Raw genomic sequence first — 11,327 nt, forward strand, 5'->3', positions numbered from 1 at the left:
GCCCGTGAGAGAAGCCTGACCCGTTCCTGTGAATTGGCTGAGAAACCGGCGCGACTCCTAGGAAGGCCCCTCGGCGAACAACGCCTCCGCGTTCCCGTGACAGACCGCCCGCAGCCAGTCGTCCCCCAGCCCCAGCCGCTCCAGCGCCTCCAACTGGTGGAGGTACGGATACGGGATGTTCGGGAAGTCCGTCCCCAGCAGGATCCGGTCCCCGAGATCGGCGAGCCGACCGCGCTGGTCGGCGGGGAACGGCGTGAACCCCTCGCTGAAGTCGGTGAACGCCATCGTCGTGTCCAGCCGCACCTCCGGGTAGGCCTGCGCCAGCGCCAGGAACTCCCCGTACTCCGGCATCCCCATGTGCGCCACGATCAGCCGCAGCCGGGGGTGGCGCGCGAGGAGCCGCCCGATGGGTTCGGGCCCGGTGAACCTCCCCGGGGCCGGCCCGGACCCGCAGTGCGTAACCACCGGGACCCCGGCCTCCGCGAGCAGCCCCCAAGCCCCTTCCAGCAAGGGGTCGTTGGCGTCGTACGCACCGACCTGGAGGTGCGACTTGAAGACCCGCGCCCCGTTCTCGACGGCCTCCTTCACGTACAACTCCACACCCTCCTCCGGGAAGAGGGTCGCGGTGTGCAGGCAGTCGGGCGTCCGGGCGGCGAAAGAGGCGGCCCAGTCGTTGAGCCAGCGGGCCATGCCGGGCTTGTGCGGGTAGAGCATGGAGGTGAAGCGGAGGACCCCGAACGACCGCAGCACGGACAGCCGTTGCTCCTCCTCGTACCGGTAGGTGATCGGCCACTCCAGACCGGTGAGCGGCCCGGCGGAGTCGAAGTAGGCCCACACCTTGCGCAGGACCTGCTCGGGCATGAAGTGGGTGTGCACGTCGATGATGCCGGGCAGCCCGAGCCGCTCCCAGAACCGCACGACGTCATGGCTCTCGGCTTCCACGCACAGACTCCTTCGACGGCTGATCCGACCCCGGCAAGGTCAGAACAACCCACCCTGCACGCCGCCGCCCCCGATGTCGATGAGGGGGACACGTACATCGTTCGCCGCTGCCGGGTCCACGGCGGCGAGCTCCCACCCGGTGATCAGCCGCGTATCCAGCACGACCACGCCACCACTACCGCCACCGCCCCCTTCCACGGCAAGGTGAAGATCGGGCCCGGCGGCGGCCACCAACCGCCCGGCGACCACGCCCCCGTCGACCAGCTCACTCACGGACCGCGCGGCGGCGGCCGAGCGCTCCAGCCCGAAGATTTCCGCATGATCGACGACTTCAAGAGGCAGGGGCTCCAACGACTCGGGCCACCCACGCCCTTCAAGCGCGGCGGCCCGCCCGTACAACTCCACCACCTCGGCCGACCGCTCCTGCTCACCCGGAAGTTGCCCGCGTACGGCCCGCTTCCTGGCGTACGGGATCCGGTCCGGCACCCCGAGGGCGGCCCGCAGCACCTCCTCGGTCCGCCGGGCCGCCATGAGGGGCCCGCGCCCGAGCCAGGTGAACGCCACGGCCCCCTGCTCCCGCAGCCGGGCGGCGCCCCGCTCCTCCCGGGTGATCCCGACCTTGACCATGCCGGGCCCGAACCAGGCGAGATACACGCGGTACGTACGCGGGTCGTCCAGCAGCGTGTCGGCGGCCACCGAATGCGCTCGGTCCAGCCGCGCACACTCCGGGCACCGGGCCCCGGTACTGCGCACGGACACCACGGCCCCCAGGGGGCACACGTTCCCCCGGGCCCCCACACAGTGCCGCTCCCCCACCGCCCGGAACCCGAACCCGCCCCCGTACGCGAGAACGCTCACCCGCCGCTCGGCGCCCTTGCTCCACCCCAACCGCGGCTCGTCCCCCGGCCACGCGACCCCGGTACACCGCCACCCGAAGGCCACCCGAACCCCGTTCTCTCCACCGGGAGCCGATGAACCGGCCCCGCCGTCACGTCTCCGCGAAGGCTAACGGGCGCCGTGCGGGAACCCCTCCGCACCACCGGCCGGGCGACCGGTCGAGCCGATGGCCGGGCCGGCGATCGGGCGACCGCCGACCGGGCCGCCGCCGACGCCCTCGATCCGCCGCCGCATCCCGGCCATGCGGCGGACGAAGCGCCGGTTGAACCAGGCCATCCACCCCAGGAACGCCGCCCCGAACGCCAGCCCCCACACGCCCGCCGCCACGTTCCCGGCGGCGAACCAGAGCAGCGGGGTCCCGAAGAGGATCAGCCCCAGCAGCGGGAAGGCCCACCACTGATTGCGGCGCAGCTTCTCCTCCCGGCGGCGGATCAGCCGGACCATGACCGCCTGTTCGGCCGGGTCCTCGGGCAGCTCGCCGTTCCTGGCGATGCGCCGCTCCAGCTCCGGCACACGCGCGGCCTCGGTCCCCACCGCCCGGGCGTCCCGACGTCGGCGCCGCATCACGTACCACGTCATGAACCCGGCGTAGACGAGCCCGCCGGCCAGGATCCCGGGCCACCCCGACCACCCGTCGAAGGCCAGCCGGATCCCGGCCCACACCACCAGCACCAGCAGCGCCACCGCCCACCACCGGTCCTGCCACCGCTGCACCTGGCCGTGCCTCTGCGACGCCATCGGTAACCTCCGCGCGGGGAGCGCCCATCACGCCCCGTACATTTCCGGCTACCCCGGCACACGGCGCCGATGCACGGGTCGGGGCAGCAGCGGACAGGATCGTCGCCGTCCCCGTGCTCCGGGGTGCCGTTAGGATCCGGACCATGGCTCTGACGAGGACCCACGTGGACCGGTTCGAGGCCTCCATGCCCCGTCTGGAGGCCATCGCCTACCGCCTGCTCGGCTCGGCGAGCGATGCCGAGGACGCCGTACAGGACACGTTCCTGCGGTGGCAGGCCGCCGACGTCGACCGCATCGAGGTCCCCGAGGCCTGGCTGACGAAGGTCCTCACCAACCTCTGCCTCAACCAGCTCACCTCGGCCCGCGCCCGGCGCGAGTCGTACGTCGGCCAGTGGCTGCCCGAGCCGCTTCTCGCCGGGGACCCGATGCTCGGCCCCGCCGACACCGCGGAGCAGCGCGAGTCGGTCTCGTACGCGGTGCTCGCCCTCATGGAGCGCCTCTCGCCCAACGAGCGGGTGGTGTACGTGCTGCGGGAGGCGTTCGACTACCCGCACCGGAAGATCGCGGAGATCCTCGACATCACCGAGGCCTCCTGCCAGCAGATCTTCCACCGCGCGAAGAAGCACATCGCGGAGGGCAAGGCCCGTACGGAGATCGGCGAGGCCGCCGCCCGGCGGATCGTCGAGGAGTTCCTCGCCGCCGCCACCAGCGGGCGGACCGAGCCGCTCGTGCGGCTCCTCACCTCGGACGCGATCGCGATCGGTGACGGCGGCGGGAAGGTGCCGGCCCGCACGAAGGCGTTCGAGGGGGCCCTGGCGGTCGCGAAGTTCATGCGGGGCCTGTTCAAGCCCAGCAAGGCCAAGCGCGATCTCGTGGGCGGCTCGGCCGGGATCTACTCCACGACCGCCAACGGCGCCCCCGCCGTCGTGGCGGTCGTCGACGGCCGGGTCATCGGCGTCATGTGCGTCGAGGTCACCGACGACGGCATCGCCGCGTTCCGCAACCAGGCCAACCCCGACAAGCTCGAACGCGCGACCCGGCGGTGGGCCGCCACCGACCACGGAGAACCCCTGTTCCACGCCTTCTGACCATCTTGTGGCACAGGTCACATCGCACACCTGTCAGGAAACGGCGGGCTGCCCGGTTCAAGGGGCGAAACCGCGCGAGACAGGAGCCAGGTCATGCAGGTCACGCAGCACCGCATCATCGTCATCGGAGCCGGATACGCCGGAGCGATCGCCGCCGGTCGCCTCGCCAGGCGGTTGCGCCGCGAGGACGTCGCCATCACCCTCGTCAACCCCGAGCCCGACTTCGTCGAGCGGGTCAGGATGCACCAGCTGGCGGTCGGCCAGGAGCTCACGCCCCGCCCCTTCAGCGAGATGTTCGCCGGCACCGGTGTCGAAGTGAGGCTCGCGCGGGTCACCGCCGTCGACGTCGACCGCAGGACCGTCGCCGTCACGGACGCGCACGGCGCCGAGGAGCTGGCGTACGACACCCTCGTGTACGCCCTCGGCAGCGCCTGGAACACCCAGGGCGTCCCCGGGACCGCCGAGCACGCCCACGACATCGCCGGCCGCTCCGGCGCGCTCCGGCTCCGCGAACGCCTGGCCGGCCTGGCCGCCGGGCAGCCCGTGGTCGTCGTGGGCGGCGGACTCACCGGCCTGGAGGCCGCGACCGAGATCGCCGAGGCCCGCCCGGACCTCGACGTGGCCCTCGCCGCCCGCGGCGGGCTCGGCGACTGGCTCTCCCCCAAGGGCGCCCGGCACCTGCGGAAGGTCGTCGACCGGCTCGGCATCACCGTGCACGAACACACCGCCGTCACCGCCGTCGAGGCCGACCGCGTCACCACCGCCGACTCCACCATCCCGGCCGCGGTGACCGTGTGGACCACCGGCTTCGCCGTGCACCCGATCGCTCGGGCGACCACCCTGGTAGCCGACGGCAACGGCCTGATCGTCGTCGACGCCACCATGCGCTCGGTCTCGCACCCGGACGTGTACGCCATAGGCGACGCGGCCCGGGTGATGGGCCCGGGCGACAAGCCGCTGCGCATGTCGTGCGCCTCGGGCGTCCCCACCGCCTGGCAGGCCGCCGACTCCATCGCCTCCCGTCTGACCGGCACGAAGCCCACGACCGTCCCGCTGCGCTACTTCAACCAGTGCATCTCCCTGGGCCGCAGGGAGGGCCTCATCCAGTACGTCACCGCCGACGACCGCGCCCGCCCCGCAGCCCTCACCGGACGAACGGCCGCCCTCTACAAGGAGCTGGTCTGCAAGGGCGCAGCCTGGGGCGTCGCCAACCCGACCCTGGGGCTGCCGACCCGGCGGCGCGGCGTCATCACACAGAAGCCGGCAGAGGCGGTCGCCCGAGCGGCGTGAGGTTCCGCCCGAACGTCCGCTCCGTCCGGGCAACGCGAGAGGCCCCCGGGATTTCTCCTGGGGGCCTCTGGCCTGATGTGCACTCGGCAGGATTCGAACCTGCAACCTTCTGATCCGTAGCTCTAGCCGGATCGGTCAGTGACGGCCATACCGGCCGTTAGGAGGGTCCGGAGAGACGGTGGCGGGCGGGGGCAGTTGCTGTGGTTGCGGTACTCCGCTGCTGTACAGCAGCCCCAGCTACAGGTCGCCCATGCGGATGCACGTCACCCTGGGCATCGCTCGATCGTGGCCAGCGGATCAGACGGCGCAAGAATTTCCCCACCTCGTCAAGGCGGCTCGCTCCGGTCTCCGCCCCGCTCCAGCCCGGCCGCCGCCCACGCTGCCTCCGTAGCCGTCAGCCGCCGACGCGTTGCGACTGGGGCAGCCAACGCTACGGGCCTGCGAGAACAAAAGGCGCAACGGCTCGTCTTCGCAGTCACAGGCTTGACAACTTCTCCTTCCCTTGTGTCGCTCCGAGAAGAACGGCCAACCCTCGCGCGTCAGAGTCCCTGAGTGCCAAAACATCAGGGTGCTTGTATAGCTCCTTCATCGACCTGAAGGCATACTCGATCGCCTTATCAGCGTGGGCTTGAATGCGGGATTCCGTAAGGGCGCGCTTGGACTTTCCATGCACAATCTGACTGCGCGCGTTGTAAATTTGCTTAATTTCACTGTAAAGCGCGGACCGTTCTTCGTACTGTCCGGGCGCAAGCAGGCATGCCATAGCTCCGCACACTCTTAGTACGGTTTCGGGAGTACCACTGAACATGTTCTCCCAAGCCAATACTGCATCCAGAAGCGAGTCCGAGGGTGTATATCGACTATTACAAGCAGACACCATCCGCCGGATAGCGGTGTTTAGATTCGCGGGATGCGAGTCACGGAATCGAACATACCAGGCCGATGCTTCGATGGCAGTTGTCTGACTAAGGCTGATTCCCGCAACATTGGGTTGAGGGCGAGACCTCCAAGGCTCAATTGGATAATGCGTGAACGGTTCCAGCACTGCCGTGAAGGCTGGCACGATACCAGAAGGTCTAGCAACATCGGACGCCATATAAAGAGAAAGACAACATCTATCGGTCACCACCTCAATATCACTATGCCACTCCCGCACTTGGTCGGCGTAAGGCTGCGCGTCGAGGTAGTTGAATTCCCCGTCAGAGTAAATGACGCTTTTCACTTCATGAATCCTGTAACTCCTCGCCAGAGTGAGCACGATCGGATTCCATGGTGCACCAGATCCTGTGTTCGAATATGAAAATCTGCGCCTCAAGGCGCGCTCATCCCCCAGCACGATTTCATCGCAATCGATACCCAGCTGCGCCAAGCCCACCACCACTGTGATGTCGATCGATTCGCCACGCCCTAGCCTGCGAATATCACTAAGGACACTTGAGGCTTCTCGCAGAAATTGCGCTTGCGATACATCGCTATTTGCCGTCACCAGACGATGAAAGGCACTATTCAGGATATGCTCACCAATGGAATGCAGCCTCAGAATCTGCACTCCTCCACTGGAAGTCACTAGAAAAGATTGAACGTCGGTGATTTCTCGGCCTTGCTCAGCAGGCGCCTTATCGGCGAGAGGCTCTTGATTTGGGAAAAGTGCCGAGGTGTCAGGGTCGCCCAACAAGCCCACCGTGAAAGATAGGCCATCAGGGTGGCTTAGAAACTCTCCACCACACGCAAGGGTCGCACTGAGCGGTTCAGCCTCTGGGCGCTTGACGAGGAAGGCGGGATAAATATCGCTAGCGACACGTAGCAACTTATCCAACAGCTCATCATTCGATCCTTCGACATGGAAGAGCTTCCCGCCGTTGCTTTGGCGCAAGTGATTGGCTAGGGACATCCCCTGCCGATTCGTGAGACGCATGACATTAGCGGCAACGTTCGCCCACCTCAGATACGGTTCCTGATAGGCGGTAGACATGCAGATGTGATCAAGCGTGGCAAGCACTGCAGTCGAAAAGTCGCCGAGATCTTTCGAATCTGCCACACTATCGTGGTTGGCGATATAGGAAACGAACGCGTCGCCGAAAAAGTCTGCCAGTTTCGCATTGTCAGGCATGGCTACTCCACTACCTCCACCCAAAGGTTATTTTGCCGTACTGCTTCGGCGGTAAAATTCTGCAATAGTTTGCTCGATCGCGTGCCAACTGTAGGCCACTCCCAAGTTGAGTTCCTGAGCAAGCCTCACGTGCGGACCGCGACCTACAACAAGCGGAAGAAGCGTAGACCGCTGAACGGTGGCAGCGATAATTCCGACCAACACCAAGCGATTACCAGCTGCCACTGCGGTCGGCCCTGACCGATAAAAGCCCTCGCTCAAAAGGAATACTGGGCTGCCACTACTTCCACCGAATACCGACCCATCTACCAGAAATGAAGGTTTGCCGCCGAATGGAAGTTCAAGAGGTGTAGCTGTAATTCCACGCCTCACAATTGGCGTCAAGTGCGCGGGATCCTGATGGCCGTTTGGGTATCCAATAAAGGTAATCTCCTCGATGGCATCAATGAAGACACCATCGCCATCTGAAGGCATCTGGGTCGATGGAAGTGTGCGATAGAAGATCTTTTCACCTAGCTGATTTATGATGCCAGCGATGGGAAGTACAGCGACATCTACCTCAGGGTCTGGATGTCCAACCCAGGCGTTTTCAGGGTTTCCGATGGCCACGTCTTCGCGGTGACCGAGCTTAGGTAGCCCTTGATCATCTCGCGCAATGAAGCCCAGAGTAAGGAGCTCGGCACCGGCCAAAACATGCTTATTAGTAACCAGGAAAGGAATGGAACTGGACTCGTCAAAAGACTTGTGCAGCAGGAAACCGGTACCAACGCTTTGCACGCCAGCGGCACCTTCATTCACAATTCGCACAGTAACAAAAAGGAGTTCTTTAGTGGGCGTGTCCAGGTTCATGAGCATAGGCTCCCACATCAAGCCGGATGATCGTAGCTCTTTGCAAAATGGAGTCTCGGTTAGGATCGAATTGGAAGGCGGCCCTGGGCACCGCCGCGTCTGGCGGCCCGCCACCGTCTGAGTTGACGGCCATGAACCGGTGGCGTTGCTGTGGGCTACAGCGGGGTCACCAGAGGCTGGTGACAGCGTTTGTGCAGGTCAGAGGGTTAGATGTTCGTGGATGCAGACGGTCTTGAGAACCGTCGTCGCAGCGATGTGACCGTGGGTTCAAATCCCACACCCACCGCAGGCGAGAGGCCCCCGACCAGTACGTATGGTCGGGGGCCTCTGCCATGCCCGTTCCCTGTCAGGTACCGCTGTTCCCCCTGGTTTACCGCTCTGTCGGGCACGGAAGGGGCACGGCTGGGGCACGGCTTTGGAGCTGCCGGGGCAGCTCGTCAGCGGTTGATCGGGATCTCGTAGACGATCTCGCAGTGCGCTGTGGGTACCACGATGTCCGCTGTCTCCACGGGTCGGCCGTCGTCGCTGTAGTACGTCCGCCGGATGTGCGTCACGAGTGCGGCTTTCTGGATGCCGAGTAGTGATGCTTCCTTGGCGGTCGCGTGCCGGGGTTCGGGCTGCTCCACCGCGTGGCTGATGATGACTCCGATCGCGGCCATGCGGTTCACGACCCCGGCCCCGGCGTGGGGTCCTCCCTCGGGGAGAACGACGAGGGTGCCGCCAGTGACGGCGTACGGCTCCCAACTCGTCGACAGCTGAACCGGCTTCCCGTCCGCAAGGAACTCGTACGTCGTCCGCACGCACAGCTCGCCCTCGGCGATCCCGAGCCGCGTCGCGATCTCCGCCGGGGCCGGCACCTTCGCGTCGGTCCGGCTCTCCCAGTCGCCCTGTCGGCGAAGGGCCTTCATGTCCTGGCGGAACGGGGATCCACTGGGCTGCTCACGTGCCGACGACCGGACGACTCTCACGCGCTGCCGGGGCTCGGCGACGTAGGTCCCCGATCCGGCCCGGCCTTCCAGGACGCCTTGGGAGATCAGCAACTCCTGTGCCCTGCGCACCACGTTCTCGCCCACGCCGCACTCCTGGCCGATCTGGGCGCGGGATGGGAGGCGGTCGCCCGGTTCCCAGACGTGCTCCGCGATGCGCTGCCGGAGTTCGTCGGCGATGCGGAGGTACGGCGGTTGCTCAGACATATGGAAAATCTAGTCCACTAGCTCTAATCTAGTTAACTAGCTTTACTGAAAGTGATTGCTGGCAACGGAGGGTGTGCTGTGTCCGCTTCGGGAGTGACCGCGGCGGCTCTCGCCGCCCGCTTGTCTGCCGCTGGCCTCCGCCCGCGCGTTGAGGAGCACACCCGGTTCACGACGGTCGAGGCAGAAGTACCGGACACGCTCCCCGACGATTCATGGCGGGAGGTCCTGGACGCGGTGGCTGATGCCGATCGATTCGGGCTCGTGGCCACCAGCTTGAACGGCCGCACCTTATGGGCGGTCGTACGTAAAACGGTCCCCACGACACGCGACGTCGGGGGACCGGGCTATCAGCGATAGGAGCTGAACAGCATGCTCAACCGTATCCGCCGAGCCATCTCGCGCACCAGAGCGCGGTGCTTCCCCAATGGTCGGCACCGCCGCCCCTTAACGCCCTCCCGGCCGCTGGCCCCTCCCACCTACCCCGCGCCCGCGGACGCTTCGACCGTCACCCTGGGTCGGGCTCCGGTCGGCACGGTCCACCGTTACCCGCTGAGGGGAGAGGACGTCGCGCTTGTCCGGCCGTACCTGCTGGCGTGGGAAGAGCGTGCACGGACGCGCACGGTGCTCGTCGCCCCGCACCTGCCGACCGATGCCTGGTCGGCACTCGCGGGGGCCCACTGATGCCTCCTCGCCGAGAACTGCACCCGGCGGGCAGGACTTCCGCCCCCTACCGCTCGATCGCCTGCTGGATCGGGACGCACCACTCCTGCACCGAGCCGTCCCCGCCTGAGGCGACGGAGGACGTGCCTGTGATCTACGAGGTGTGCGTCTGCCCGTGCCACTCGGCCCCCGACCCGTTCGTGCCCGTGGAGGCGATGGCGTGAGGACCCCAGCCCCCGGCGGCGCGCTGGTCTCCACCGTCGAGGTCACTGCGGCCACCGTGCAGCGCGGCGACATCATCCAACTCGGCGGTCAGGCCTGCCGAGTGAGAGACCTCTTCCAGCTTCCCCAGGGGGCCAAGCAACTGGTCTTCGAGTCGGGCGAACTGCTGGCCATACACGCCCGCACCCGACTCACCGCCCTGCGACTGCTGAGAAGGCGGTGACCCGCTCCGTGCACCGACGCCATCACGACATCGCCGACGACCTACGCCACCAGATCACAACGGGCAGCATCAAGCCTGGCGAACGCCTCCCGTCCGAAGCCGGCCTAGCCGCCCGGTACAGGGTCAGCACGGTGACCCTGCGACGCGCTCTCGCCGTGCTCCAGGGCGAAGGACTCGTCGAGAAGATCCACGGCAAGGGCAACTACGTCCGTCACCCGCGCCGCAAGATCATGTACGTCAGCGGCTGGGGCACGCTGGACCCCTGGACCGCCGCTGAGCCAACGCTGCGCATCACGGTTCGCAGCACCACGGTTCCGGCCTCCGTGCACCTGACGACGCTGCTGAAGGTGCCAACGGGCAGCCCACTCGCGGAGTACACCTGCCTCAGCCTCGAACAGGGTTCGCCTCACGGCCTGGCCCGCATCTACATCCCGCGCGACCTGGCCCCGGCCGGAGTCCTCGACAACGACTCCGTGTGCCGGAAGGCAGCCACGAGATTCGCCGTCCTCGGCCCGTCGCCGGCCACCATCCGAGAGACGGTCTCCGCCCGCTCCCCTACCCCAGACGAAGCGTCGGCCCTCCGCATCGGCAACAACATGGCCGTTCTCTCGATCACGCGCATCGCCACCGACGCCACCGGTCGCGTCGTTGAAGCCGCGCTCCTGGCCTTCCCGGGAGACCGAGTCGACGCCGTCTTCACCGCCCACCACGTGGTCAACGAGAGGCCAACCCAAGGATGACAACACCGAACGAACTTCGGCTCCTCCCGTGGTCGGGCCCGGGAGACAAGCCCTGCTACCTGAGCACCGACGACCCGGACGGCTACATGTCCCGCCTCGCGGACAGCATCGAAGCGATCCAACTCGACACGGCAAGCAAACTGTTGGAGGAAGCCTCAGAGGCTCTCGACAACCAGGGGACGTCACTCGACGACATGCGGTGCCTGGTCAAAGAGCTGACCGGGGCTCTGCGGGACATCCTCCGCGTCGCAACTAGCCGCGGCCACATCCCGGCGTGAGCGAACACGTGAGCCCGCCTACTGATCCCCGCTCCCGCTGATCTGCACAGGAAGAGAAGCCCGCGGCTCTGACCAGCTCAGACGTCGTGGGCTTCTG

At 66.6% G+C, this 11,327-nt stretch carries 13 protein-coding genes; 7 read left to right on the forward strand and 6 right to left on the reverse strand.

Annotation, left to right across the window (positions count from 1 at the left end; genetic code table 11):
* Nucleotides 1-57 precede the first annotated feature (57 nt).
* The 3 genes from ACK8N7_RS17550 to ACK8N7_RS17560 form a co-directional block, all read right to left on the reverse strand.
* On the reverse strand, nucleotides 58-942 hold the full coding sequence (locus ACK8N7_RS17550) for an amidohydrolase family protein (RefSeq protein WP_403213838.1): 885 nt from the start codon (nucleotides 940-942) through the stop codon (nucleotides 58-60).
* A 39-nt stretch (nucleotides 943-981) separates the two neighbouring features.
* Entirely contained in the window at nucleotides 982-1,884 is a 903-nt protein-coding gene (locus ACK8N7_RS17555; RefSeq protein ID WP_500443125.1) for a DUF2797 domain-containing protein, read from the reverse strand.
* 63 nt (nucleotides 1,885-1,947) lie between these two features.
* Entirely contained in the window at nucleotides 1,948-2,577 is a 630-nt protein-coding gene (locus ACK8N7_RS17560; RefSeq protein WP_500443127.1) for a hypothetical protein, read from the reverse strand.
* Nucleotides 2,578-2,720: 143 nt separating this feature from the next.
* Between ACK8N7_RS17560 and sigJ the strand changes: the two genes are divergently transcribed.
* Together sigJ and ACK8N7_RS17570 are read left to right on the forward strand one after the other, a co-directional pair.
* Nucleotides 2,721-3,665, forward strand: coding sequence for an RNA polymerase sigma factor SigJ (sigJ, locus tag ACK8N7_RS17565; protein WP_403213832.1), 945 nt, complete (start codon nucleotides 2,721-2,723; stop codon nucleotides 3,663-3,665).
* Nucleotides 3,666-3,758: 93 nt separating this feature from the next.
* The gene (locus ACK8N7_RS17570; protein WP_403213830.1) at nucleotides 3,759-4,955 is read left to right on the forward strand and encodes an NAD(P)/FAD-dependent oxidoreductase; all 1,197 of its coding nucleotides are present in this window, start codon (nucleotides 3,759-3,761) and stop codon (nucleotides 4,953-4,955) included.
* Nucleotides 4,956-5,430: 475 nt separating this feature from the next.
* On the opposite strand, the gene ACK8N7_RS17575 is transcribed toward ACK8N7_RS17570, so the two are convergent.
* From ACK8N7_RS17575 to ACK8N7_RS17585, 3 genes are all read right to left on the reverse strand, one after another.
* Nucleotides 5,431-7,065, reverse strand: a complete 1,635-nt coding sequence (locus ACK8N7_RS17575; RefSeq protein ID WP_500443129.1) for a hypothetical protein — start codon at nucleotides 7,063-7,065, stop codon at nucleotides 5,431-5,433.
* Between the two features lie 27 nt (nucleotides 7,066-7,092).
* Complete coding sequence (locus ACK8N7_RS17580) at nucleotides 7,093-7,914, reverse strand: trypsin-like peptidase domain-containing protein (RefSeq protein ID WP_500443131.1); 822 nt, start codon at nucleotides 7,912-7,914, stop codon at nucleotides 7,093-7,095.
* Between the two features lie 437 nt (nucleotides 7,915-8,351).
* Nucleotides 8,352-9,107 carry a GntR family transcriptional regulator gene (locus ACK8N7_RS17585; RefSeq protein WP_500442930.1) on the reverse strand — a complete coding sequence of 252 codons (756 nt, stop codon included), beginning with the start codon at nucleotides 9,105-9,107 and terminating at the stop codon, nucleotides 8,352-8,354.
* Nucleotides 9,108-9,185: 78 nt separating this feature from the next.
* Between ACK8N7_RS17585 and ACK8N7_RS17590 the strand changes: the two genes are divergently transcribed.
* From ACK8N7_RS17590 to ACK8N7_RS17610, 5 genes are all read left to right on the forward strand, one after another.
* The gene (locus tag ACK8N7_RS17590) at nucleotides 9,186-9,464 is read left to right on the forward strand and encodes a hypothetical protein (RefSeq protein ID WP_500442928.1); all 279 of its coding nucleotides are present in this window, start codon (nucleotides 9,186-9,188) and stop codon (nucleotides 9,462-9,464) included.
* A gap of 323 nt (nucleotides 9,465-9,787) precedes the next feature.
* Nucleotides 9,788-9,991, forward strand: a complete 204-nt coding sequence (locus ACK8N7_RS17595; RefSeq protein ID WP_500442926.1) for a hypothetical protein — start codon at nucleotides 9,788-9,790, stop codon at nucleotides 9,989-9,991.
* Nucleotides 9,988-10,212: a hypothetical protein gene (locus ACK8N7_RS17600; protein ID WP_500442924.1), complete on the forward strand. Its 225-nt coding sequence runs from the start codon at nucleotides 9,988-9,990 to the stop codon at nucleotides 10,210-10,212. The genes ACK8N7_RS17595 and ACK8N7_RS17600 overlap by 4 nt, the downstream gene beginning before the upstream one ends.
* The gene (locus ACK8N7_RS17605; RefSeq protein ID WP_500443133.1) at nucleotides 10,209-10,952 is read left to right on the forward strand and encodes a GntR family transcriptional regulator; all 744 of its coding nucleotides are present in this window, start codon (nucleotides 10,209-10,211) and stop codon (nucleotides 10,950-10,952) included. Before ACK8N7_RS17600 ends, ACK8N7_RS17605 begins: the two co-directional genes overlap by 4 nt.
* Nucleotides 10,949-11,230 carry a hypothetical protein gene (locus tag ACK8N7_RS17610; protein WP_500443135.1) on the forward strand — a complete coding sequence of 94 codons (282 nt, stop codon included), beginning with the start codon at nucleotides 10,949-10,951 and terminating at the stop codon, nucleotides 11,228-11,230. Before ACK8N7_RS17605 ends, ACK8N7_RS17610 begins: the two co-directional genes overlap by 4 nt.
* The last annotated feature ends 97 nt before the right edge of the window (nucleotides 11,231-11,327 follow it).

Origin of the sequence: Streptomyces griseobrunneus (assembly GCF_046713465.1) — a bacterium.
Classification (GTDB): domain Bacteria; phylum Actinomycetota; class Actinomycetes; order Streptomycetales; family Streptomycetaceae; genus Streptomyces; species Streptomyces microflavus.